Source organism: Chitinophaga niabensis, assembly GCF_039545795.1.
In the GTDB taxonomy this organism is placed as follows: domain Bacteria; phylum Bacteroidota; class Bacteroidia; order Chitinophagales; family Chitinophagaceae; genus Chitinophaga; species Chitinophaga niabensis_B.
Genome location: NZ_CP154260.1, coordinates 2806309 through 2831671, shown reverse-complemented (window position 1 = coordinate 2831671; position 25363 = coordinate 2806309). Strand labels below are relative to the sequence as shown.

The 25363-nt window shown below is 47.3% G+C and carries 16 protein-coding genes; 9 read left to right on the top strand and 7 right to left on the bottom strand.

Annotated features, from left to right (window positions below):
• Positions 1-77: 77 nt before the first annotated feature.
• Positions 78-6002: a PKD domain-containing protein gene (locus tag AAHN97_RS11170; protein ID WP_343307685.1), complete on the top strand. Its 5925-nt coding sequence runs from the start codon at positions 78-80 to the stop codon at positions 6000-6002.
• Between the two features lie 37 nt (positions 6003-6039).
• Here AAHN97_RS11170 and AAHN97_RS11165 read toward each other — a convergent pair whose 3' ends face one another.
• On the bottom strand, positions 6040-7227 hold the full coding sequence (locus tag AAHN97_RS11165; protein ID WP_343307684.1) for a glycosyltransferase: 1188 nt from the start codon (positions 7225-7227) through the stop codon (positions 6040-6042).
• Between the two features lie 72 nt (positions 7228-7299).
• Here AAHN97_RS11165 and AAHN97_RS11160 point away from each other — a divergent pair, with 72 nt between their 5' ends.
• Together AAHN97_RS11160 and AAHN97_RS11155 are read left to right on the top strand one after the other, a co-directional pair.
• Positions 7300-8823 (top strand): carbon-nitrogen hydrolase family protein, encoded by a 1524-nt coding sequence (locus tag AAHN97_RS11160; RefSeq protein WP_343307683.1) that lies wholly within the window; start codon positions 7300-7302, stop codon positions 8821-8823.
• Positions 8824-8828: 5 nt separating this feature from the next.
• Positions 8829-9125, top strand: a complete 297-nt coding sequence (locus AAHN97_RS11155; protein ID WP_343307682.1) for a thiamine-binding protein — start codon at positions 8829-8831, stop codon at positions 9123-9125.
• 41 nt (positions 9126-9166) lie between these two features.
• Here AAHN97_RS11155 and AAHN97_RS11150 read toward each other — a convergent pair whose 3' ends face one another.
• A complete protein-coding gene (locus AAHN97_RS11150) occupies positions 9167-10432 on the bottom strand; it encodes a YeiH family protein (RefSeq protein ID WP_343307681.1) in 1266 nt (421 codons plus the stop codon).
• Positions 10433-10470: 38 nt separating this feature from the next.
• Entirely contained in the window at positions 10471-11709 is a 1239-nt protein-coding gene (locus tag AAHN97_RS11145) for a nucleoside recognition domain-containing protein (protein WP_343307680.1), read from the bottom strand.
• 143 nt (positions 11710-11852) lie between these two features.
• Here AAHN97_RS11145 and ychF point away from each other — a divergent pair, with 143 nt between their 5' ends.
• Entirely contained in the window at positions 11853-12956 is a 1104-nt protein-coding gene (ychF, locus tag AAHN97_RS11140; RefSeq protein ID WP_343307679.1) for a redox-regulated ATPase YchF, read from the top strand.
• A 100-nt stretch (positions 12957-13056) separates the two neighbouring features.
• Here the strand turns inward: ychF and AAHN97_RS11135 are convergent, their stop codons facing one another.
• Both AAHN97_RS11135 and metX read right to left on the bottom strand, forming a co-directional pair.
• A complete protein-coding gene (locus AAHN97_RS11135; RefSeq protein WP_343307678.1) occupies positions 13057-15939 on the bottom strand; it encodes a TonB-dependent receptor in 2883 nt (960 codons plus the stop codon).
• A gap of 228 nt (positions 15940-16167) precedes the next feature.
• Complete coding sequence (metX, locus tag AAHN97_RS11130) at positions 16168-17190, bottom strand: homoserine O-acetyltransferase MetX (RefSeq protein ID WP_343307677.1); 1023 nt, start codon at positions 17188-17190, stop codon at positions 16168-16170.
• A 137-nt stretch (positions 17191-17327) separates the two neighbouring features.
• Here metX and AAHN97_RS11125 point away from each other — a divergent pair, with 137 nt between their 5' ends.
• From AAHN97_RS11125 to AAHN97_RS11105, 5 genes are all read left to right on the top strand, one after another.
• Positions 17328-17750: an OsmC family protein gene (locus AAHN97_RS11125; RefSeq protein WP_343307676.1), complete on the top strand. Its 423-nt coding sequence runs from the start codon at positions 17328-17330 to the stop codon at positions 17748-17750.
• Between the two features lie 27 nt (positions 17751-17777).
• On the top strand, positions 17778-18968 hold the full coding sequence (locus AAHN97_RS11120; RefSeq protein WP_343307675.1) for a trans-sulfuration enzyme family protein: 1191 nt from the start codon (positions 17778-17780) through the stop codon (positions 18966-18968).
• Positions 18969-18976: 8 nt separating this feature from the next.
• The gene (locus AAHN97_RS11115) at positions 18977-19336 is read left to right on the top strand and encodes a hypothetical protein (protein ID WP_343307673.1); all 360 of its coding nucleotides are present in this window, start codon (positions 18977-18979) and stop codon (positions 19334-19336) included.
• Between the two features lie 61 nt (positions 19337-19397).
• The gene (locus AAHN97_RS11110; RefSeq protein WP_343307672.1) at positions 19398-21893 is read left to right on the top strand and encodes a DUF5686 and carboxypeptidase regulatory-like domain-containing protein; all 2496 of its coding nucleotides are present in this window, start codon (positions 19398-19400) and stop codon (positions 21891-21893) included.
• A gap of 9 nt (positions 21894-21902) precedes the next feature.
• The gene (locus tag AAHN97_RS11105) at positions 21903-22481 is read left to right on the top strand and encodes a hypothetical protein (protein ID WP_343307671.1); all 579 of its coding nucleotides are present in this window, start codon (positions 21903-21905) and stop codon (positions 22479-22481) included.
• Between the two features lies 1 nt (position 22482).
• Here AAHN97_RS11105 and AAHN97_RS11100 read toward each other — a convergent pair whose 3' ends face one another.
• Together AAHN97_RS11100 and AAHN97_RS11095 are read right to left on the bottom strand one after the other, a co-directional pair.
• Entirely contained in the window at positions 22483-24084 is a 1602-nt protein-coding gene (locus AAHN97_RS11100) for a S1C family serine protease (protein WP_343307670.1), read from the bottom strand.
• 59 nt (positions 24085-24143) lie between these two features.
• Positions 24144-25286 carry a TlpA disulfide reductase family protein gene (locus AAHN97_RS11095; RefSeq protein ID WP_343307669.1) on the bottom strand — a complete coding sequence of 381 codons (1143 nt, stop codon included), beginning with the start codon at positions 25284-25286 and terminating at the stop codon, positions 24144-24146.
• Positions 25287-25363 lie beyond the last annotated feature (77 nt).

Sequence of the window (25363 nt, the reverse complement as noted above, 5' to 3'; positions counted from 1 at the left end):
AGACGGGATTAAGACACAAATGCGAAGCGCGTCCATCCGGACCAGACAAAAATCCATACTAGAAAAACCAAATTATTGTGAAGAAATTCTATCAGGTAAGGGGATGGTGTGTCCGCTATCTCTTTTATTTATCCTTTATATCTCTCAGCCTGCAGGTAAATGCCCAGCAGGTTCCAAAAACTTTCCCCGCCGGGGCGCCGGTTCGTAATATGACAGGATATTACGAGTCTTTGCCGGCTGACTACGCTTCTACTACCAAAAAATATCCCGTTCTCATATTTTGTCATGGTGTTGGCGAACTCGCTGGCGCTGATCTGAAGAATCCCTTATCGGTAGTTACACAGAACGGCCCTCCAAGAGTGATCAGAGATGGAAAATTCCCTGCTTCATTTACAGTTAACGGGCAAACACATTCTTTTATCGTTATTTCTCCGCAGTTCATTACATGGCCCGGGGGAAACGATGTACATGAATTGCTTGCTTACCTGAAAACAATCTACCGTATTGATGAAAGCCGTTGTTATGTAACAGGGCTTAGTATGGGCGGAGGTGTAACATGGGGTGTTATTTCAGAGAATACGGATAAAGCGAAATTGTTTGCAGCAGCTGTAGTGGTATGCGGAGCCTGGAATCCAAACGATGCACCAAGAACGCCAAGCCTGCAATGGAACATTGCCAGCATTAATATGCCGGTGTTTGCTACGCATAACGACAGGGACCCAACAGTACCTTTAAAATATTCACAGGACTGGGTGAATGGTATCAATGCCATCACACCTGCTCCTAATCCAAAAGCGTTGCTCACTGTATTCAGCAGTACTTCGCATGATGCCTGGAGCAGAACGTATGATCCTGCTTATAAAGATCCTCAGACGGGGTTGAATGTATACGAATGGATGCTGCAATATACAAGGGGAACGGTTGTACAACCTCCGCCACCTCCGCCACCTCCGCCACCAGGCAATAGAAAAATTACGGTAAACCCTTCCTCTGCTAATATCATTTATTATGATAATGCCATGAGCCAGCTGGGTGTAACAGCAGGAGATACCCTGTGTATCCCTTCCGGCGATTATGAGTACATCCATTTTGGAAAACTGCTGGGCACTGCAGAGAAACCAATTGTGATCACCAACTGCGGAGGCCTTGTGAGAGCGGGTGTGAACAGTTCTGCCACTGCTGCAAGTTTTGTATTAAGCACCTGTAAATATTTTAAAGTGGAAGGTACCGGCGCTGCTGGTATCGAATACGGTTTTGATATCAACGGTACCAACAAGAACGGCGTAAAGATGTTCGGCATGTTCTTCGGTAACGGTACTTCTGATTTTGATGTACATCATGCTTACATTCACGATGCAGGGATGTTCCTGCAGGCTAAAACACTGCAAACCTGCAGCCATCCTGAATGGCTGGATGGTAGTTTTACCATGAAGAATGTAAAGATCCACGACCTGATGTGCCGTAACGCTGCATGGGAAGGTTTCTATATCGGTAACACACATTACCTCTATACAGAGGGCGGTTGTGTGGATATGAAATCACATCTCATCGAGAATCTTTCAGTATATAATAACAACCTGGAGAATATGGGCAGTGATGCTATTCAGATCTCCACTGCTTATAATGGTGATAACAGGGTATACAACAACCGCGTTGTTAATTATGCCATGGCCCGCAACTCTGCGCACGGCTATGGCATTTTGTCGGGCGGAGGCAGCCGCCTCCGTATCTATAGCAATTTTGTAAGTAAAGGATATAATTCAGGTATTGAGATATTTGGTTCCGGTATCAACCATGTGTATAATAACGTAGTAACGGATATTCACTATGAAGGGATCAATGTATCTGATAAACCCCTGTTTGATCCCGCCACTGCTTACATTTATAACAACACTGTTTATAATACCGGCGTAAACGGTATTAAGGTGTATGGTTATGAAACATTGCTGGGCCACAAGATCTATAACAACGTAGTGATTGCTCCCGGCACGCAATGGGATGACCCGATGACGGGTTATTATGTGAAAGGTGCCAAACCCATTCTGTATGATTTTAAAAACAATGTGAACTATAAAACGCCTGATGTTGGCGGTTTTGTAAATCCCCTGGCCGGAGATTTCAGATTGAAGGCTGGTTCTACTGCTATTGATGCAGGCAGGAACATGGCTGATCTTAGCCTTGCCAATGACTTCGATGGTAATGCCCGCCCGGTGAATAATTCTTTTGATGCCGGTGCATTCGAATTCAATGGCAGCAGCGCGGCAGTTTTGCCTGTGGCAAATGCCGGTGCAGATAAATTATTAGTACCCACAGATAATAAAACAACGGTGTTGGATGGCAGTGCCTCTTCCAAAGAGGGTGGTACAATTGCTTCCTACGCCTGGAAAAAGCTTAGCGGGCCCGCGGCCACTATTGCAACGCCTAACGGCGCTACCACGCAGCTTACCGGCCTGGCACCAGGTTCTTATGTATTCGAACTCACTGTAACAGATAATGCAGGGCTTTCTGCAAAAGACCTGGTAACAGTTACGGTACTGGCAGCCGCTAATAAGGCACCTGTTTCTGATGCAGGTAGTAATGTTACGCTGGTGTTGCCTTCTAACAGCACACAATTAACCGGTAGTTTCTCGCTTGACCCGGATGGTGTGATCGTAAGTTATGAATGGAAACGGGTAAGCGGTCCTGCTGCCGGAACTATTGACGATATCACTGCCAGCAATGCAATTGTATCCGGCCTTTCTGAAGGTGTATATGTATATGAACTGACGGTTACTGATAACGGCGGCCTCACCAATTCCAAACAGGTGACTGTTACCGTACAGGGCGTAAGCACCAACAAACCACCGGTGGCCAATGCCGGTGCTGATGTAAGTGTTACCCTGCCGGCAACTACAGTACAACTGGATGGTTCGGCTTCCACAGATCCGGATGGTACTATTACCAGTTATACCTGGACCAAGATCAGCGGCCCCGCTGCGGGTGTTATCACAACATCTGATGCCAATAAAACTACTATTACAGGCTTGACCATTGCCGGTGATTATGTATATGAATTAAGTGTGAAAGATAATGGCGGTACCAGTGCTACTGACCAGGTGAAAGTGACGGTATTGCCCTCTGCCAACAAACTGCCCGTTGCCAATGCAGGTGCGAATGTGAACATAACACTGCCAACAAATACAGCACAACTGGATGGATCTGCTTCTGCTGATCCGGATGGTACCATCAGTACTTATGCCTGGCTGAAGATCAGCGGTCCTGCTGCAGGTGCTATCAGCACTGCAAATGCGAATAAGACCGCTGTTACCGGTTTAACCATTGCCGGTGATTATTTGTATGAATTAACGGTAACAGATAACAGTGGCGGTACAGCTACCGCACAGGTAAAAGTAACGGTAGCGGAAGCACCGGTGAACAAACCCCCTGTTGCCAATGCCGGTGCAGATGTAACGGTGATCCTCCCTGCCAATACCGCACAACTGGACGGCTCGGCTTCTGCTGATCCGGATGGTACCATTACCACTTATGCCTGGACGAAGATCAGCGGCCCTGCGGGAGGTGACATTACCACCGCCAGTGCCAATAAAACAACGATCACAGGTTTAACCGTTGCAGGTGAATATGTGTATGAATTAAGTGTGAAGGATAACGGCGGCACTACTGTTACAGACCAGGTAAAAGTGGTTGTAATAGCCGGCGGATCCAACCAACCGCCTGTTGCCAAAGCTGGTTTTAATACCACCATTACATTACCAGTGAATAATGTACTACTGGATGGTTCCACTTCTTCAGACCCTGATGGCACTATTGCGGCCTATTCATGGAAGAAACTCGGTGGCCCTGCAAGTGGTACGATCACCACTGCGAATGCGGATAAAACAACGGTAACAGGGTATACACTGGATGGTAGTTATGTTTATGAACTGACCGTAACAGATAACCAGGGATTAAGTACTTCCAGCAATGTTACGATCACGGTGAAAGCTGCTGCCAACCAAAAACCAGTTTCTAATGCAGGTGCAGATATTACCATCACCCTGCCTGCGAATACCGTGCAACTGGATGGTTCTGCTTCTACAGATCCGGATGGTACGATCACTTATTATAACTGGACGAAGATCAGCGGCCCTGCCGCAGGTAATATCGGTAGCCCTTCTACCAGCAAAACGAATGTTACCGGTTTAACACTTCCCGGAGATTACCTGTTCCAGTTAGAGGTGAAAGATAATACGGGTGCCAGGGAAACAGACTATGTGAAGATCACCGTATTGCCAGGCGAAAATAAACTGCCTGTTGCCAATGCCGGTGCCGATATTTCCATTACACTGCCAACAAGTACCGCACAACTGGATGGCTTATCTTCTTCTGACCCTGATGGTTCTATTGCCACATACGCCTGGACGAAAGTGAGCGGTCCTGCAGCAGGGACTATTACTACACCGGCAGCGGGCAGGACCACCGTTACAGGATTAACGATTGCAGGTGAATATGTATACCAGTTAAGTGTGAAAGACAATGCAGGTGCATCCGCCACAGACCAGATAAAAGTGGTGGTAGTGTCCGGCGGGGCAAATCAGCCACCTGTGGCAAGGGCGGGTTTCAATACCACTATCACCTTACCGGTGAACAGTGTGCAACTGGATGGTTCTGCCTCATCTGATCCTGATGGCAGCATCGCGGGTTATTCCTGGAGAAAACTGGGTGGCCCGGCTGGTGGCAATATCACAGTGACCAATGCAAGCAGAACAACCGTAACAGGTTATACGCTGGATGGTGTATATGTTTATGAACTCACCGTAACAGATAACGAAGGCTTAAGTGCTTCCAGTAATGTTACCATCACCGTGAATCCGGAAGTGATCAATAAACCGCCGGTAGCACAAACCAGCGGCGATGTAAATATCACGCTGCCTGTAACTACTGCTACATTGGATGGCAGCCCTTCAGTGGACCTGGATGGCAGCATTGTTTCCTATGCCTGGAAACAATTGAGCGGCCCGGTTACCGGAACCATTGCAGCGCCTTCAGCTGCAAGAACGGACATTACGAACCTCACAGCAGCAGGCCAATACATTTTTGAATTAACCGTAAAAGATAACGGCAACGCCAGCAGTTCTGTACAGGTGAAAGTAGTGGTGAACACACCGGCGAATAAACTGCCCACGGCCAGAGTGAATGGTAATCTTACCCTCATACTGCCGGTAACAGGTACTTCACTGGATGGTAGTTCCTCTACGGACGAAGACGGCACGATTGTAAGCTATAGCTGGAAGAAGATCAGCGGAGCCTCCGGCACCATCGGTTCACCGAATGCTATGAGCACTGCTATCACAGAACTTACAACAGAAGGCCAGTATATATTTGAACTGACGGTAACGGATAATACCAATGCCACTGCTACTGCAAGAGTAACTGTTTCTGTATTACCGGCACAAACACCTGAAAACAAACCACCGGTGGCCGTAACACAGGGAAACCTGGAGATCACATTGCCGGATAACAGCATCCAGGTGAACGGTTCAGCATCTACTGACAGTGATGGAACCATCAGCACTTATGAGTGGATACAACTGACCGGCCCTAACAACAGCCGGATCTGGGATGCGCAAAAAGCCCAGACTGCTATTACCGGCCTGGTCAAAGGAGAGTATGTATTCCAGCTGGCGGTAACGGATAATAAAGGCGCCAAAACAACTGCTTCCTTTAATGTGCGGGTGCTGGAGGAGAGTAACAGTTCCAAAGGCGATACAGCGAGCCTGACGCCTAACCCCGTGAGCACTTTTGCAAGGCTGAACATTCAGCGGAAAGGGAACTATAAAGTGAATATTGAGATCTACGATATCAGCGGTAAGCTCTGGAAACAATTCTCTACCAACTTTATTGACAGGTTGCAGGAGGATATTCCGGTGAACGAATTGCCGAATGGCCATTATATCTTAAATGTGGTAGGAACTAACTTTAAGAAATGGACGGAGAAGTTCGTCAAGATCGGAAATAAATAAAAGTAAAAAGCGGGACTCATAGGTCCCGCTTTTTACTTTATGCGTTTATTGCTTTATAAATATCCCCCACTGAATTCTCCCAGGTATGCGATCGTGCAAATGCTATCCTTGCGGCTGTTAATGCAGGATCATTTTCCTGCAATGCTTTTTCTATCAGCGGCACATATTCTTCTACGGAACCGGCCAGATGCACATAATCTTTAAACAGCTCCATGGTTTTGGTAGCCGTTGCCACAGAAGGTTTACCCATGGCCAGGTATTCATCTATCTTTAAAGGATAATTACCAATGGTGATGGGATTCACTAACTGTGGGTTGAGGCATACATCAAAATGCTGCAGGAAGGAAGGCAGTGCTGACATGTCTTTCCGCCCAAGGAAATGTACGTTCGGTTGCTGATGCAGGGCGGATTGCTGAAACACTTCATCCTCCGGTCCTACGAGTATCACATTCCAATCCGGTCTTTCCCGGCTGATGTACATTAATATGGCGGGATCTATGCGCATAGCTGTTAATGCGCCAACATACCCGATCACCGGCCCTTTCAGCCCAACCAGTTCCGCCGGTTTATCCAGGGCTTTTGCCGGATCAAATAAGCGCAGGTCGCAACCCTGGCCCACGTAATGGCTGTTTTTGTTATACTGCAGCAGCATTTCTGTGAGGTAGAGGGAATTGGCTACGCATACATCTGCCTTGGCAATATGTTTCGGTTCCAGTTTACTGCCATGTTTCTTCCAGAAATCCATAGCTACCAGGTTATCCCGGCTATAGTAAATGTATTTGGCCGGCTTTAGCATTTCTTTCAGGTAATAGCCGCGGTAGATATCATTGTCGTTGAAGAGGAGGATGTCCTTAAAGCCCAGTTGGTCCACGGCTTCCTGAATGTCTGCGGCAAACCTTTTATTGTTGAGCCGGTTACCCAGCTTAAAAGCGCCGGTGAAAGGCAGAAAGCTGATGGATTCCAGTATACGTTTAGGGTAGAGGTTCCAGAAATTATCCTGCACTTTGCGCAGGTTTTCTCCATTTCCTTTAGAGATCTGTATATGCTCGGCAATGTCAGGGTCTTTGCTGCTCATCATCACCGTACGGCGGTCTAATGCTGAGTTGACGTATAATATCCTGTTATGTTTGGCAAACTCCAGTGCGATGTTCTTGCAATTGCTCCCTATTTTGGTATACCAGGGCTGCAGACCTACGATTACAATGTCTCTGTTCTGAATGATCATAAAGTTGGAAGGATGGGGGAAAAATCAGGCACAAATGTAAGCAAATATAATTTTCTTAACTTTCCTATAATTATGGCAGAAGAAACGATTGAAGTCCGTCTGTTGACGGCAGAGGATTATAAGGACCTGAAAGAGTCCATGGTATCGGCATATTCGGATATGCAGGGGAGTTACTGGCGCGAGGGTACTATTCAGCGGCTGATTGAATTATTCCCGGAAGGTCAGATAGCCGTAACCGTGAACGGTAAGGTGGTAGGCTGTGCACTGTCTATCATTGTGGATTATGAAAAGTATGGGGATGACCATACCTATGAGCAGATCACCGGGTATTATACCTTTAGTACACATAATCCCAAAGGAGATATCCTTTATGGCATAGAAGTTTTTGTGAACCCGGATTACCGCGGTAAACGCCTTGCACGCAGGCTGTACGATGTACGTAAAGTATTGTGTGAGCGCCTCAACCTGGAGGGTATTGTGGCGGGCGGCCGTATTCCCAATTATGAAAAATATGCGGAACAGCTAACACCCAGGGAGTATATTGAAAAGGTGCGCGATAAAGAGATCTATGATCCTACGCTTACTTTCCAGTTCTCCAATGATTTTATTGTTAAAAAGATACTGCGTAACTACCTGCCCATGGACCAGGCCTCCAAAGGTTTTGCTACGCTCCTGCAGTGGTATAATATCTATTATGAGAAAGATCAGGACACCATCCGCTACAATAAATCGACAGTGCGGATTGGCCTGGTGCAATGGCAGATGCGTGCGTACAAGGGAATTGAGGGTATGCTGGAACAGATGGAGTTCTTTGTAGATGCGGTGAGTGATTATGAAGCAGATTTTGCGGTGTTCCCGGAATTCTTCAACGCGCCCCTGATGCTTGAATTTAATCAACTGGGGCCTGCTGCAGCTATCAGGGGGCTTGCCAAATACACGGAACGGTTAAGAGGTGAATTTTCAAAACTGGCGGTAGCGTATAATGTGAATATCATTACAGGCACTATGCCCATTGTGATAGAAGAGCAGTTGTATAACATTTCCTATCTCTGCCGCAGGGATGGTACCTGGGACCATTACATCAAAATACACCCAACACCCAGCGAGGTAAATGCCTGGGGCATGAAAGGCGGGAGCGACATTCATGTGTTTGACACGGATTGTGGCAAGGTAGGCATCCTGATCTGTTACGATGTGGAGTTCCCTGAACTGGGCCGCATACTGGCAAAGCAGGGGATGCAGATACTGTTTGTACCTTTCCTCACAGATACGCAGAATGGTTACAACCGTGTGCGTTTCTGCGCACAGGCCAGGGCCGTGGAGAATGAATGTTACGTAGCCATTGCCGGTTGTGTGGGTAACCTGCCCAGGGTATCGAATATGGACCTTCAATATGCGCAATCCGCAGTGCTCACACCTTCTGATTTTGCCTTTCCGGTAACAGGTGTAAAGGCTGATGCCACACCCAATACAGAAATGATCGTGGTGGCGGATGTGGACCTTGTATTATTAAAAGAGCTGCATGCCTTTGGCAGTGTGCAAACACTGAAGGATATGCGGCATGACCTGTACGAAGTAGTATTAAAGAAAAAATAGACCATATGCATAATCATACAATCAACCTGGCGTTGCAGATCCTGCCCCAGGTAGCGGCGGATAAAGTATACGCCGTTGTAGACGAAGCCATTGCCGTGATCCATAATTCCGGCGTGAAGTACAGGGTATGCCCTTTTGAAACAGTGATGGAAGGTACTTACGATCAGTTGATGGAAGTAGTGAAGCAGGCACAGGAAGTGTGTTTTAAGGCCGGTGCCGGGCAGATCCTGGTGTTTATGAAGATACAGAACAATAGCGGGGGAGATGTGAGCATTGAGGATAAAACAGGGAAATACGATTAATGATAAAAAAAGGGTAGCAGATCATGCTACCCTTTTTATTATTAAGGCTTTTCGAAAAGCACGCCGCCAAATACGAGGTAAGCAATGCCTAATGTTACAAGAATATTGAACACCTGCGCAATGATGAATGCCATGGCAGGCCGCCCGTTCTCCATTTTGAAGATATCTGTGAATTTTGTTTCCAACCCTATGCAGGCAAATGCCAACGCAAAGAAGCAGGTTTGCAGGTCTTTGATATTGCCTTTCACTTCTTTCACCAATCCACCCGGCAACACAAATGAAAATATGAGGGATACCACAATGAAGCCCAGTACAAATTTGGGAAAACGGTCCCAGATAGTGCGTAAGCCCGGTTTAGGTTGATTGGTCTCCTTCTTGGAGTAAGACCACCATATAGAAATGAAGAAAGCTGCCAGCCCCAGTAATACGTTCTGCGAGAACTTCACCAGTGTGGCATACTTCAGCGCTTCTTCGCCCAGCATGGTGCCGGCCGCTACTACTGCGCCTGAAGTATCAATGGTACCGCCCAGCCAGGCACCTGCTACGGCAGGAGACATGTCCATCCATACGGCCACATACGGCATAAAGATCATCATGGGAATGGCTACGATCAATACCAGCGATATAACATGCGAGAGTTTTTTATTATCTCCTTCAATGGCGCCGGAAGTGGCAATAGCGGCAGATACGCCGCAGATAGATACTGCGCTGGAGATCATCATCCTGAACTCATCATCCAGTTTGAATTTTTTACAGAGCCAGAAAGTGAAATACCATACGGTGAATACCACCACGATGGATTGCATAACACCTAATCCGCCGCCCTTGATCAACTCCTGGAAGATAATACCGGAGCCCAGCAGCACCAATCCTGTTTTGATGAAAAGCTCTGTTTGCAGCACCGGCTTTAGCCACTCCGGTACGCCAAGCACATTGCTGATAAAGAGGCCCAGCAGCAGGCTGAACAATACGATCTCAATACCCAGGCCTTTCACCCAGCTGTTGCCGGTGATCACCTGCGCAAACATGGAAATGGCCATCACTGCCACCAGGCCAGTGACGAGTTGCCAGCTGATACGTTTACCGCTTAATAAGAAGGCGATGAAAAGGCTGCCCAGCACCCAAAGGAAAAGGCCGCCTATCCTGCCCAGGTTACCGCTGTCTGTAAGTTTTGCCAGCAGGGTGTTGCCATCGTTCCATTCAAATTTTGGCATCGCGGGATGAAGGCCCCCGCAGATCAGCGCAATGCTGATGAATGCCAGGATCACGGCGATCCAGTCTTCATGTAATGTCTTTTTCTGGTTCATTCTTTAAATAATATAATTGGTAATACCTGGTGGTCTGTTTAATGAAAGAAGATATACCCGATAATGATGGCGGCAATTACGCCTACCACATCTGCAATCAATCCGCAGGCGAGGGCATATCTTGTTTTTTTGATGTTCACGGAACCGAAATATAAAGCGAGGATATAGAAGGTGGTTTCAGTGGAACCCTGCATTATACATCCCAGTCTGCCTACAAATGAATCCGGCCCATAGTTCTCCGGTTTCATAAGGTCGGCCATGAGGCCACGTGCGGCGCCTCCGCTGAATGTTTTCATGATCCCTACCGGCAACGCGGGTACGAAGTCTGTATTTAAACCCATGGCGGCTACTACAAATGCAATACCGTCTGTTACAAAATCGAGGCAGCCGGTAACCCTGAACACACCAATACCTACAAGGATGGCCACGAGATAGGGGATGATCATCACAGCGGTGGTGAACCCATCTTTTGCACCTTCAATAAAGGCATCGTATACATTGATCTTTTTAACGAATCCTAACAAGAGGAAAGACACGATCACGGAAAAGATGAGCACACCGCCCACCATAGCGGTATAGGTAGCGATCTGTTCTGCAGGCATGCTGTGCATCCATAGATATAATAAATACATCAGTGCTACGAAACCGCCAACGAACACCAATACCGGCAGGCGGAAAAGGTTGATACGCTGATAAAGGGCCACGGCAATCATCCCTGATAAAAAGGAGATGAAAGTACCGATCATGGTGGGAATGAAAATATCTGCGGGGTTGGCGGCGCCCATGGATAAGCGTACGGCCATCACGGAAGTAGGAATGATGGTAAGCCCGGCGGTATTCAGCACAAGGAACATGATCTGGGCATCGCTGGCGGTGTCTTTCTCCGGGTTGATATCCTGCAGTTGTTTCATGGCTTTAAGACCAATAGGGGTGGCTGCATTATCCAGCCCCAGCATATTGGCGGAGAAATTCATCACTACAGAACCCATGGCCGGGTCTTTAGGAGGGATATGAGGGAACAGCCTGGAAAAGAGCGGGCTTACAAAGCGGGCGAACTTTTCAATCATGCCTGCCTTTTCCCCGATCTTCATAATGCCGAGCCAGAAGGTCATTACACCTACGAGGCCGATAGAGATCTCAGCGCCCGTTTTACCGCTTTCGAACAATGTTTTTGTCATCAACCCGAAGATCTCCGTATCCCCTAAAAAGATCAGTTTGCATAATGCTACGATAAAAGCAATCACAAAGAAGCCGATCCATACATAGTTTAAAGCCATAATGTTTGGTTTGTTTAAAACCGGTTTAGCGTCATTTTCAATCAGTTACAGATTAATACAATGCCAACCGGGAGCCAAAATAGTAAATTTTAACACGCTATTACTCGCTGAGATGCACTATCTTTGCGCAAATTTTTTAAGAAATGGCTTTGCAAGCAGGAATTGTAGGATTGCCGAACGTAGGAAAGTCCACTTTGTTTAACGCTGTATCCAACAGCGCGAAGGCGCAAGCCAGCAACTATCGTTTTTGTACTATCGAGCCTAACGTTGGCCTGGTAGATGTTCCGGATACCCGGATCTCAAAACTGGAAGAGCTGGTGAAACCTAACCGTACCGTTCCCACAACCATGGAGTTTGTGGATATTGCCGGTCTCGTAAAGGGTGCCAGCAAAGGGGAAGGTTTGGGAAATAAATTCCTGGCCAATATCCGCGAAGTAGATGCGATCGTACATGTGATCCGTTGTTTTGAAGATGATAACATCCTCAGGGATGAAGGGCCTATCAACCCCGTGGGTGATAAGGACATCATTGATACAGAACTGCAGCTGAAAGATCTTGAAAGTGTGGAGAAGAAGGTGGCCCGTACGGAAAAGATGGCGCGCACCGGTGGCGATCCTAAAGCAAAAGTAGAATTTGAAATACTGAAACGCTGCCAGGAGCACCTGGAGAAAGGAAGGAATATCCGCGAGCTGGGCTTGTCCAAAGAAGAGCGTGTAGCGATTGCCGACCTGTTCCTGCTCACGGAAAAACCGGTATTATATGTGGCCAATGTGGATGAAGCATCCCTTCATACCGGCAACAAATTCTCCAAAGCACTGGAAGAAGCAGTGAAAGCAGAGAATGCACAGGTGATCATTATGAATAATTCCATTGAAGCGCAGATCACCGAACTGGAAGATCCTGCTGATAAAGAATTGTTCTTTGCAGAATATGGTCTTACCGAACCGGGCCTGAACCGCCTGATCCGTTCTGCCTACAAACTGCTGGACCTGATCACTTACTTCACTGCCGGCGTGCAGGAAGTACGTGCATGGACCATTCATACCGGCTGGAAAGCGCCGCAGGCTGCGAGTGTGATCCACACGGATTTTGAAAAAGGATTCATTAAAGCGGAGGTGATCTCTTATGAGGATTACGTGAAGTATGGCTCTGAAGCTGCTGCCCGCGATAATGGCCGTTTACGCATAGAAGGTAAAGAGTACGTTGTAAATGATGGTGATGTAATGCACTTCCGTTTCAACGTATAGACTAAAGATACCCATGAGCTAATCATGAGGGTTACAACAAAATAGAAGGCCTCCCGGAAATCCGGGGGGCCTTCGCTATTATGGCAATAAGCAAGTAAAACTAGAGGTTGTATCCGATGGAAGCGTAGTATTGCGCGCCCACGGATGGGTTGCCCCATGACTGGATATAAACGTTCTGCGTAAGGTTGGCAGCGCCTATTTTAACAGTCACTTTAGGTTTTGGGAACAGTTTGCTCACCTGTGCATCCAGTGTACCAAAAGCAGGGATCTCTCCAAGGTTCGCGGCTCTTACGGCAGGGCCTACAAAGGAAGAAGACCAGATGAATTTATCCTGCCATCTCCAGGTAACATTGAAGCTGAAGAAGGAGCGGGCAATGTTGCGGTTACCGACATAAATGTTGTAGCGCACCTTTGGTGTGTTGTACATAGCCTGGAAATTACCCAGGTCTTTTTCATTGCTGAGCTCATTATAAGAAACGTTACCACCTACAACAAATTGTTGTGGCAGGTTGTAATCCAGGCCCAGTGCCCATCCCCACGACTTAATATCTTTCTCATAATTCACAGGGATAGAGTAGATATTCCGTGCGGTAGGACTGGTAGGTTGTACCAATATCTGGATACCATTGAAGTTCTTGAAGGTATTGGTATATACATAAGCGTCTATCACCAGTTTGTTAGCGATGAGTGCTTTATACCCTACCTCGAATGCAACGATCTTCTCCGGTTTGAATTCTTTGAAAGTGTATTGCTGCGGAGCGCCTGCCTGTACGGATTCCAGTGTGTACACAGGGCCGGTGTTGAGGCCATATCTTTCACGCAGGAATGGTAAACCACCGATCAGCCTGGCTTGCGGCGTCAGCAGATCGATGTATTGGTCTTGGCAGTGCGGGATGCGGAAACCTGTTTGATAGGATGCACGGATGTTATGCGTTTGCAGGAAAGTGAATACTGCAGAGAGGCGGGGGCTGAACTGGCCTTCAAAGTTTTCGTTCTTATCATACCGCAATGCACCGGTGAGTTTCAGTTGCTCATTCAACAGTCTTTTACCGATCTGCAGGTAACCGCCGTATTCCAGGATGTTGAATTCTTTTCCATTATCATCTTTTGCAAAGATGGTACCATCTGAGTTGAGGTCATATTGCCTGATGTTTCCACCTACCATCAGTTCCATAAAAGAGATCTGGTTTTTGAAATTGTACATGAACTCTCCCTGGTAGAGATTGGTTTTATCATTGAACTTCGCACCTACGCCACTGGCATCACCTGGAATAGGTTTGTCTTTCACCTTCTGTGCGGCTGCATCAAACTCGGGGGTGCCGGGTAATAAACGGCCATTGTCTGCAGTGGTCCTTGCGGCATTGTGGAAATTGGCAGATCCGCCCTGAGCAGCAGCTGTGGCTGTAGCGAAGGCCGCGGCAGGTGTTGCTCCGCTTCCCAGTGCCTGCTGGAAGGCAGTGCTGAAGGCTGTGAGGGAACCGCCTGCGTACGTGCCGAAGTATTGCTGGAACCAGGTAGTGCTTGGTTTCCACGCTTCATTGATCCCTGCACCCAGTGTACCGATAGCGTATGAATCGCCGGAACGTTCCTGTGTGGTATAGGCGCGTACATAGAAGTTATCTGCACGCAGTTCTATCTTATATTGCCCCATCTTGAAGTTCTTGATAGAGTAACGGTCTGCACCGGTATAAACGGTGGTACCGGTACCATAACTTCCCTGGCCCAATAACTCCAGGTTGCTGTTGAACTTATAATGGAGGGCTACGTTCACTTTCAGGTTTTTGGTATCATAATCTGCAAGGTTACGTTCATCATAACCGGTGCGGGATACATAAGCGTTGTTGGAATCCGGCATGATAGCGTTGTAGATCATATCCCGTGTAATGGCCCCGCCGGTAGCAGCAGAAAGCCCGGCAATACCATTTCCGAGTGGATTTCCGGTGGTCATGGCAGTAGAGCGCAAAGAGCCTTTCATGTTCACATTCGTTTCATCCCCATAAGTGTTTACGCCATTGTAACCGGGGTTAGCAGCATGACCGGTGTTGGTGAGTTTACTGCCGTTCAGCAGGCTCTGGTCGCGGTTATCATAAGCCTGCCAGTCGTCTGCCTTTACGTAACCGAGGTTGATCTTAAAGGCAAATTTATCATTGAATGCTTTGGCATAACGAACAGATATATCATAATAACCGGTACCGCTCTTACTTCTGCCGGATTCATTCAGCAGGCCGGTTTTGATATTGGCGCTGAGGCCCTGGTACTGGAAGGGGCTTTTGCTGTTCAAGAGTACAATACCGTTCAGGGCATTGGGGCCGTATAAGGCAGAAGCTGCACCGGGCAATACTTCCACATTATCCATATCCAGTTCTGTGATCCCTACAATATTACCCACGGAGAAGTTAAGACCGGGGGCCTGGTTATCCATACCGTCTATCAGCTGCAACATGCGGGTATTACCGTTGCTGTTGAAACCACGGGTGTTAACGGATTTGAAGGTGAGACTTTGCGTACTCATTTCCACGCCTTTCATGTTTGCCAGCGCATCGTAGAAAGAAGGAGCGGGGCTGGCTTTGATGGCCCTGATGTCCAGCTTTTCAATGGAAACGGGCGACTGCAGGATACTTTCCGCCACCCTGCTGGCAGATACTACCACCTCTTTTCCCAGGATCTCCGTGGAAGAGAGCTGAACGTTCACATTCACGGAAGCATCTGTAACAGTGGCTTCTTCAGGTTTGTACCCAACATAAGAGAATTGCAGGGTAAGCGGGAGGGAGTGCCCTGTGGTGAATTTGAATGCACCGCCGGCATCTGTAATAGCTCCGGCAGTGGCACCTTTCACGGACACAGAAACGCCCTGCAATCCTTTGCCGGTGGTGGCGTCAACAACAGTTCCGGAAATAGTACGGGAGTTTTGGGAGAAGGCTGTCTGGCACAAAAATATAAACATAACAATGAACCATGCTTGCCTGGGTAGATAGCAATTCATAAGCGTCGAATTTAATGAGAGGATTGGCTGACCTTAATAATTTAGTTTTTCTACGTGACCTTAAATAACTGTATAATTAAATATAATGAAAATTAAAGGGATAAGACACTGGGCTAAATCGTCATTGGATTTTCTACAGAGAAGTTAAGGGTTTTTTGGATAAATGAAAAGTTTTCTATTACTGAGTTGATTAATAGTTAATTAAGAAGCACAAAAAATCAGATAATATTATTTATTCTCGAGGAATGCAGCCAGGATGAGGCCTATTTTTTCGAATTCGATAAGAAACCCATCATGGCCGTAGGGAGAGTCGATCTCATGGTAGCTGGTGTTGTGCATGTTCTCTGCCAGCAACTGTTGTTCTTCCGGCGGGCAAAGAATGTCGCTGGTGATGCCGATGAGCAGGGTTTTCTGTTCTATCTGGCTGAGGGAGGTTTCAATATCCTGGTGGCGGCCACGGGCAATATTGTGGCTGTCCATTGCTTTGGTGAGGAGCCAGTAGCTTTGGGCGTTGAAGCGTTTTACCAGTTTATCTCCCTGGTAATTAATATAGGAAGAGGCTTTGAAGTTGTCTGTTTTCTCTTTATCCGGGTCCGTTTGGGCGCGCATGAAGGTCTGGTAGTTGCGGTAGGTGAGCATGCCAATGGCCCTGGCGGCTTTGAGGCCACGTGCCCCGGCTTCTCTTGCCGGTTGCTCCCAGGTATCATCTGCTTCAATGGCGAGCCTTTGCGAAGTATGAACGGCAATGCCCCAGGCGCTTTCAGCGGCGCCGGTGCACAATAAAAAGAGCCTGTTGATGCGCTCTGATTCCATCAATGCCCATTCCAGTACCTGGTAACCTCCCATAGAGCCGCCTACGAGCAGATGAATGCGGGCGATGTTGAGGTGTTGGCGCAGGAGGATATGTGCCTGAACGATATCGCGGATGGTAACGGTAGGGAAAGTCCGGTAATAAGGCTGCCCGGTGTTTTGATTAACCGTCAGCGGGCCGGAGGTGCCGTAACAGGAGCCCAGTATATTGGCGCAAACGATGAAATGTTTTTGCGGATCTATCACACGGCCTTCCCCGATCAGGCCCTTCCACCAGTCAGCCACATCGGAATTGGCGGTCAGTGCATGGCATACCCATACCACATTATCGCCCTGTTCATTGAGCGTGCCATAAGTGTGATAAGCGATCTGCAAGGAGGGGAGTACCTCGCCGGATTCCAGGTGAAAAGGCTGGTGATAATGAAAGATTTGCAATGACAACTACATTCGAAATTTGCGCAAACCTACAAATTCAATTACGAATTGTCAATTTGTAATTATGAATACGATTCGTCATACCGAAATTTTTAATGTATAAGCGTTATCTTTGGGGTCGATTAGAAAAATATCAGTAACACATGAAGATCGCTTTAAAACGTATTGACGACGGGTTTAACATGGAAGCTGTGGACGAGCAGGGCCACAAGGTATTGATGGATTCCTCCATTGAAAATGGCGGTAAGAACAACGGCATACGCCCCATGCAGATGCTGATCATGGGATTGGGAGGCTGTTCCGCTATAGACGTGGTGATGATCCTGAAAAAGCAGCGCCAGGAGATCACGGACTTCCATATTGAGATCGAAGCAGATCGTGAGAAAGGAAAGGAACCCTCCCTGTGGGAAAAAGCGCACATCGTGTTCCACCTCAGTGGCAATATTGACGCAGACAAAGCGGCGCGCGCCGTGGAACTGTCTATGACCAAATATTGCTCCGTTGCCGAAACACTCCGCCAGGGCAAAACACAAATGACCTGGGAAGTGAAGCTCAACGAAGGCTGATATTATTCAAATTATTGAAAAGTACTAATGAGCAAGAAGAACAAACCAACATATCATCCGGAAACGCAGGCCATCAGGATCCAATCTGAACGTACATCACATAAGGAACACAGCGGGCCGATGTACCTTACTTCCAGTTTCACCTACGATAATGCAGAGCACATGCGCGCAGCTTTTGCTGACGAAAATGATGCTTATATCTATACCCGTTTTTCCAACCCTTCCGTAGAGGAGTTCATTGACAGGATGTGTGCACTGGAAGGAGCCGAAGCCGGTTTTGCCACCGCATCCGGCATGAGCGCCGTATTCGGCAGCTTCATGGCTTTCCTGAAAACAGGTGATCATCTCCTGTCTTCCAGTTCTATTTTTGGCTCTACCCATACGGTGATCACGAAGTTTCTCCCTAAATGGGGCATTGAACATTCTTACTTTGATATCACCCAACCGGAAACCGTTGAAGCGCTGATCAAACCCAATACCAAAATGATCTTCGTGGAAACGCCTTCCAATCCCGGTTTAGATGTGATAGACCTGGAGGCACTGGCCAAAATAGCGAAGAAGCATAAAGTGATCCTTAACGTGGATAACTGTTTTGCCACACCGGTATTACAGAAGCCCATCGCTTTGGGCGTAGACCTGGTTACACATTCCGCCACCAAATGGATAGACGGCCAGGGCCGTGTACTGGGTGGCGTAGTGGTAGGCCGCAAAGAGCTGGTGGATGAAGTATATGCTTTCTGCCGCAGCACGGGGCCGGCCATGTCTCCCTTCAACGCATGGGTACTGAGCCGCAGCCTGGAAACCCTGCATGTAAGGATGGCCCGCCATGCAGAAAGCGCTTTAGCTTTAGCCACTGCACTGGAGAAGAACCCGCACCTGGAATGGGTGAAATATCCTTTCCTGCCCAGCCACCCTCAATATGCCATTGCAAAGAAACAGATGTCTGCCGGCGGCGGTATTGTTTGTTTTGAGATCAAAGGCGGATTGGAAAGGGGCGGCCGTTTCCTGGATAAACTAGAGTTGCTGAGCCTCACCGCTAACCTGGGAGACAGCCGCAGTATTGCCTCACATCCTGCATCTACCACCCATGCCAAGCTGAGCGAGGCAGAGCGGTTGAAAGTAGGGATCACTCCGGGCCTTATCCGTATTTCTGTTGGCCTGGAACATTTGGGAGACATCCTGCAGGATATTGAACAAGCACTTGAAGCAAGTAAATAAGAATAGATATGCGCTTTCTCCTTTGCCTTTTTTTAACAGCCTTATTAGCATATGTGCTGGGAATATTTCTGGATTGGTGGTGCATTGCCATCGCGGCGTTTGTGGTTGCCCTTGCGTTTCCGCAAACGCCGGCGAAGGCGTTCGGAAGCGGATTCCTGGGCGTATTCCTCTTATGGGGTATCATGGCCCTGATCATCGATTACCGCAATGATCATATCCTGGCAGGCAGAATGGGAGACCTGATCCTCAAACAACCCGGCTCCCCGGCCATCATGATCATTATAACAGCCCTGCTGGGCGGCATAGTAGGCGCTGTGAGCGCTTTATCCGGTAGCCTGTTCCGGCCGGTGCGCAAAGTAAAAAGTTAAAATTGCTATAAAGCCCGTAAGGACATATATACCCAATAGCCATAACGGTTATTTTTGGTATATGACGAAACTTCTACTCCCTGCCCTGTTTGTTCTGTTTGCCATTGAAACCCATGCCGGTATAATACACGGCACTGTTACCAATCAAAAAGGTGAGGTGTTGCCCTTTGCCACTGTAATGATCAAAGGCACCACCAATGGCACTACCGCCAATGCTAATGGCAGCTACCAGTTAGATCTGCCAGCCGGCCAGTACACCATCCTCTGCCAGTATATGGGCTATAAAAAGCAGGAAAAGGCCATACAGGTCACTGCTGCTGCCCAGCAACTATCATTTGCCCTGGAGCCTGTAAGTATGCAGATCCGCGAGGTAGTGGTGAAGTCCGGCGGAGAAGACCCTGCCTATGCCATCATCCGGCAGGCCATCAAAAAGAGATCATTCTATCAGAACCAGGTGAAAGCATACACCTGCGATGCTTATATAAAGATGCTGGCCAAACTCCGCAATGCCCCCAAAAAGGTATTAGGCCAGAAGGTGGATGCGGAAGACCTGGGGCTGGACTCCACCCGCAAAGGGATCGTTGGTTTGTCTGAATCCTACACCCGTTTAAATTACCGGCAGCCGGATATGAAACTGGATGTACTTTCCTCCCGCCAGAGCGGCGGCGGATTAGGATTTAGTTTTCCTACCACCATCAGTTTCTACGACAACAATGTGGAAGCCATTACTTCGCAACTGGGACCGCGTGGTTTTATTTCACCCATCGCGGAAACCGCCATGCTGAATTATAAATACAGGCTGGAAGGTACTTTTATGGATGATGGCAAACTCGTGAACAAGATCAAAGTGATACCACGCCGTAAATACGAACCGGTGTTTTCCGGTTACATCTATATCACGGAAGACGACTGGCGCATTCACAGCACAGACCTGATGCTTACCAGGGAATATCAACTGGAACTGCTGGACACACTGATCATCAGGCAAACACATGTGCCGGTGAACAACGAAGTATGGCGCACGAAAGACCAGGTGGTATATGTGGCCATGAAGATGTTAGGCTTTGATGTAACAGCTAATAACGTGAACGTATACTCGAACTACGATCTTAAACCTGTTTTCCCGAAAGGTTTCTTTAACAAGGTGGTGATGAAGTACGAAAAGGATGCAGCGGAACGTGATTTGAAATACTGGGATAGCATCCGCCCTGTTCCCCTGGAAGCAGATGAGCAAAAGGACTTCCGCGTAAAAGACAGCGTAGCACGTGTAAGAAGGGATTCCTCCCGCTCCCGTTATCACCTGGATTCTTTGCGTAAAAAACCGCAGCCCGTAAAACTGGATGATGTGCTGCTGAATGGTTTCGGGCATACCTGGTATTTTAAAAGAGACAGCAGTATTGCTTCTCATTCCTTCCATAATCAATCCCTGCTCAAAGGGCTGAGTTATAATACGGTGGAAGGGGTTTCTTTAGCTATTACGCCATCTGTAAACTTCAGTCTGCCCAATAAACGTTACCTGCAATGGCATAACTACATACGATATGGCTTTAGTAATACACACCTGAATGCTTCTACAGGACTGACCTTCTCAGGCGGCGGACGGGATGATTTCGGATCGCGGAACGTATGGACCATAGCAGGAGGGAAGCGCATTTCCCAGTTCAATAAGGAAAACCCCATCGGGCCGATTGCGAACTCCCTGTATACCCTGCTGGGGAAACAGAATTACATGAAGTTATATGAGAACTGGTTTGGTTCATTGAACTTCAACCGTAACTTCCAGAATGCGATGAAGCTGAATGTGAATGTTACTTATGAGGACCGTATACCGCTGGAGAACTCCACGGATTATGTGCTCTTTAAGAATGCCAGCAGGGCCTTCACACATAATCATCCGCAAGAACTGGCGCACCTGCCTTTTGAAAAAGAACAGGTACTAACGCTAACGGGTGCACTGAGTTATCAGCCCGGGCAGAAGTTCATTGAGTATCCGAAGTATAAAGTGCCAATTGGCTCCAAGTATCCTACCTTTACGCTGATGTACACCAAAGGCTTCATGGACGGAGATTTCGACAAATGGAAACTCTCTGTGCATGACGATATGAATTTCAAACTCTTCGGTGCATTGTCTTATAAATTCACCACAGGCGGATTCCTGAATAACAAGAAAGTAAGCATACCTGATCTGCAACACTTTAATGGCAACCAGACCTTTTACAACACCAAATATGTAAACAGCTTTCAGCTGGCGCCTTATTATCAGTACAGTACATCTGCAAACCTGTATGCAACGGCTAACGTGGAGCATCATTTCAATGGTTTAATAACGAATAAAATACCATTGTTCAACCGGCTGAAATGGAACCTGGTAGCGGGGTCTAATGCCTTCTATGTGAACAGGAACAATAATTATGTGGAAGTATTTGCCGGATTGGAGAACATCTTCAAAGTGTTACGGGTAGATGTGGTGGCAGGTTATCAAAGCCAGTTACCTACGCGTGTAGGGGTGAGAGTAGGGTTTGGAGGGATATTGGGGAAGGCGTTCCAGTTTGAATAAAAGTAATTTATGGATCTGGCATTCGATATTATAATACCTTTTGACGCAAAGACACCAGGGCTTGAATTTAAGGTGCCGGTTTACGAATGGGATGGCGTTGCCTATCCACAGGGACCGGAAGAAGTTTATTTTCATGGCTTTAAAGTGGTTAAAAGAGATGTTGATCCCCACTGTAATACGCTATGGGCATTGCCAAACCACATGCGAAAAATCAGGAGGTGGCAATGCCTTTCAATAAAAAAAGGCATATATGAATTGCACAATGAGATCTGGAGCCTTCAAAATATTGAAGAGGGGGAAGTTAGAAAACAAGAATTAAGTGACCGGTTTTTAGAACTGCTTAATATATTATTAGGTGACCAACGAATATGGTGCTTAAGCTTTGAGCGCGAGTACGATGATGGTTTCGAAGAAATTAAAGAAGGTGATGTTAATGTTGTTTACGAGAAAATGGTCAATTCTTTAAGCGGGAGGTCAAGAGGTTTTATAGTATGGCATAATGAAGAACAGATACCACAGCGTTTTTTAGCTGAAGCGCCCTTTTGGGCATCCGTACGCTGGATATTTACCGGAAAAATAAAGAGCTGACCTAAAAGGCCAGCTCCTGCATAAATTTCCATACTACTTCTGAAGGGATCACCACTGTGCTGGTGCGGCTGTACCTTGCTATGTTGATCCCCATAAAATTACCTGCTGCATCAAACACGGGGCCACCGCATTGCTTAGGTGTTATGATGGCATCGTGTGCAAAGATCCTTTCAAATCCATCCCTGCGTGTGCTTTTACCGCCGGCAAACATCTCGGCCGGATGGGTGGCTGGTATCTTTGGTTTTTCGCTCAGCACAATCTGCCTGGTATAAATATTTCCTTCTCTTTTCAGGCTGATGCTAATGGTATCGCCAGGCCAGAATTGTTGCATTGCTGCCGTAAAGTTTTCAGCTTTATTGAGCGTAACGCTATTGATGCTGATCACCTCATCACCTACTTTAAGTTCATTGGCGGCGGCAGGGGAGTTTTTACGTACGAAGGTGAGTAACAGCGGCCCGCTTTTTTGTGCGATGGAAGCACCCAGAAAACCGGTGCTATTGATCTTTGGCAGGCTGAAGGGTAAAGTTCCAACTACGCTCACAGCATTGGTTGTATCTAAGCGTGGACTCACGAGGAATTGGCCCAGCTGTTTAAAAGAGATACTATCCGGTTTTGTTTTTGCGAGTGTAATGCCGCCTTTAACAGGTTCTTGCATTTTTAACAGTACCAGGTCATTTTCCCTGTCGCGGCGAATAATGGATGCTTTAAAGACTTTACCGCCGATATGTATCTGTGGTTCATTGCCCACCATAGAACTTTTGCTTACAACGTAAGCGTTGGGGAATGCTGTACCATAAATACTATCTCCCTTACTGGTTATAAGCAGGCAGGCATTTTTTGCCGTGCTGAAAACTGCATCATATTGGGATGGTTGTGCTGCAAGCGGATCCTTGCTGATGGGATCTTCATTTGCAGGGAAGGCATTGTATTTTTTAGCAATGGCCAGTGCCGTTCTGTACTTACGGAAAAGGTCCACAGGTATTTCGTAATTCAATGATTCTTCCACACTGATAGCGCTGTGTATGCCAATTACACGCCCTTGTTCATCAAAGAGCGGCCCGCCGGAGTCGCCGGGCTCCATTGCACAGGTGGATTGTAAAAAGCCGCGCTCATTACCGAGACTGGTGATGATCCCAAAACGTACACCCGGCAGTGGTTGGCTTAAGGATTCAGGATACGCTATGCTGATGCAGGGTTGGTTAAGCTTTAAAGAGGAAGAGTATCCCATCTCTGCATATGGCCAGGTACCGGGTGTAATGATCTTCATCATAGATACATCGGGTATGGTTGGATCGTCCGCCATTTCTATTTTACCAAGTGCCAGGGCAATGGCTTCTTTACCATCGGGGAACATGACCCTGTATGTTTTACCAGGTGTGGAAGTGTGTGCTGCAGTAAGGATGTCTCCATCGGGGCTTACTACCACCGCGCTGAACTGGGCGCTCATTTGCTGTTTGGAGGCAGTATCATAACCCCACATGCGCACACTCGCAGGCCAGGCTTTTGCGATAGCTTTATGTATGGTGGCTTCTAATTGTTTTTGGCCGTAAGTGTTGGCAGATATAATGGTCAGGCAAATAGCCAGCAGCCTGGATCTTTTCATACAGAAGGAAAAATTAAAAGCCCCGGAGGGCTTTGTTTTAAAAATAAATAGAGGGATAATTAGTTCTTAAAGATCTCTGCCAGCTTCGTGTTCAGTTTTTCACCACGTACATTGTCTGCAATGATCTTTCCATCTCTGTCTATCAGGTAACAGGCAGGTACACCTCTCACACCATACAGGCGTCCAACGGCGTTGTTCCAGCCTTTCAGGTCAGATACATGCAGCCAGGGAAGGCCGTCCTGTGCGATAGCCTCTACCCATGGTTCCTTTTTGGAATCCAGTGATACGGAGAGGATTTCGAAGCCTTTGTCTTTATAGATCTTATACTGTTTCAGCATGTTGGGGTTCTCTGCGCGGCAGGGGCTGCACCAGCTTGCCCAAAAGTCCAGCAATACCACCTTGCCTTTGAGATCGGCGAGCGAAAGTGGTTTATCGTTTACATCGTTCTGGGTAAAAGCAGGGGCTGGTTTGCCCACAGCAGTAAGGCCTTCAGCAGTAATACGCTGTTGCAGTTCCTTTCCCATATCCATTTTCTGCAGGTCTTTGTTCAGGCTGCTGAGGATTGTTTGTGCGGTTGCCATATCAGTGTACATACCGGCTGATTCGGATAAACCTACAAGGGAAAAGAAGGAGTTAGGATTCGCTTTGGCAAATGCTATCATTTTTGCGCCTCTTTGTTTCCTTAATTCCGTTTGTTTAGCATTGAGTGCCTGCATGAATTCCGGATCTTTTTTGTCTTCCGCTGAAGCCTCTGCATACTCCTTTTGGTAAATAGCCGTGAGTTCCATGATGGAGCCGCCGATGGTTTTGTTATAGGCAGCATGCTCATTGTATATTTTAGAACCGGTAAAGGTGGCAATGCTTAAAGAATCTTTGGAGCTTACCTTGATCTGTTCCGGCCCGAAATAGAAGTAGATCACATCAGCGCCGGGGGAATAAATGGAAAAGGGTTTGCCTTTCCCTTCATGGTCCAGGGACATACGGGCGGTAGTATAACCGGTAACATTTCCTGTGAGGGTAAATACCCCATTCACTACAGCGGCAGAGTCTTCCTTGCCGTGCCCGGTGGCATCTGCATAATCAATATAAACTTTGGCAGGTTTATCCAGCTTACCGAGTTTGCCGGAGATACTGAAATTAGGTTTTTGTGCAAAAGTCACCGCAGGAGCTAATAATGCGAGGAGAGAGAAGCTGAGTTTCATGTAATTGCTTGGTTGTTTTAAGATATCTATAGAGATAAAGCAGTATTACATGATTTTCTTAGCGTTTTTTCCTCAAT

Coding starts and splice junctions, on each gene's coding strand:
- AAHN97_RS11145 (WP_343307680.1), bottom strand. CDS start 11,709: ATGGCTTTAAACTATGTATGGATCGGCTTCTTTGTGATTGCTTTTATC.
- AAHN97_RS11105 (WP_343307671.1), top strand. CDS start 21,903: ATGGATCTGGCATTCGATATTATAATACCTTTTGACGCAAAGACACCA.
- AAHN97_RS11115 (WP_343307673.1), top strand. CDS start 18,977: ATGCGCTTTCTCCTTTGCCTTTTTTTAACAGCCTTATTAGCATATGTG.
- ychF (WP_343307679.1), top strand. CDS start 11,853: ATGGCTTTGCAAGCAGGAATTGTAGGATTGCCGAACGTAGGAAAGTCC.
- AAHN97_RS11125 (WP_343307676.1), top strand. CDS start 17,328: ATGAAGATCGCTTTAAAACGTATTGACGACGGGTTTAACATGGAAGCT.
- AAHN97_RS11150 (WP_343307681.1), bottom strand. CDS start 10,432: ATGAACCAGAAAAAGACATTACATGAAGACTGGATCGCCGTGATCCTG.
- AAHN97_RS11095 (WP_343307669.1), bottom strand. CDS start 25,286: ATGAAACTCAGCTTCTCTCTCCTCGCATTATTAGCTCCTGCGGTGACT.
- AAHN97_RS11135 (WP_343307678.1), bottom strand. CDS start 15,939: ATGAATTGCTATCTACCCAGGCAAGCATGGTTCATTGTTATGTTTATA.
- AAHN97_RS11110 (WP_343307672.1), top strand. CDS start 19,398: ATGACGAAACTTCTACTCCCTGCCCTGTTTGTTCTGTTTGCCATTGAA.
- AAHN97_RS11165 (WP_343307684.1), bottom strand. CDS start 7,227: ATGATCATTCAGAACAGAGACATTGTAATCGTAGGTCTGCAGCCCTGG.
- AAHN97_RS11120 (WP_343307675.1), top strand. CDS start 17,778: ATGAGCAAGAAGAACAAACCAACATATCATCCGGAAACGCAGGCCATC.
- AAHN97_RS11160 (WP_343307683.1), top strand. CDS start 7,300: ATGGCAGAAGAAACGATTGAAGTCCGTCTGTTGACGGCAGAGGATTAT.
- AAHN97_RS11100 (WP_343307670.1), bottom strand. CDS start 24,084: ATGAAAAGATCCAGGCTGCTGGCTATTTGCCTGACCATTATATCTGCC.
- AAHN97_RS11155 (WP_343307682.1), top strand. CDS start 8,829: ATGCATAATCATACAATCAACCTGGCGTTGCAGATCCTGCCCCAGGTA.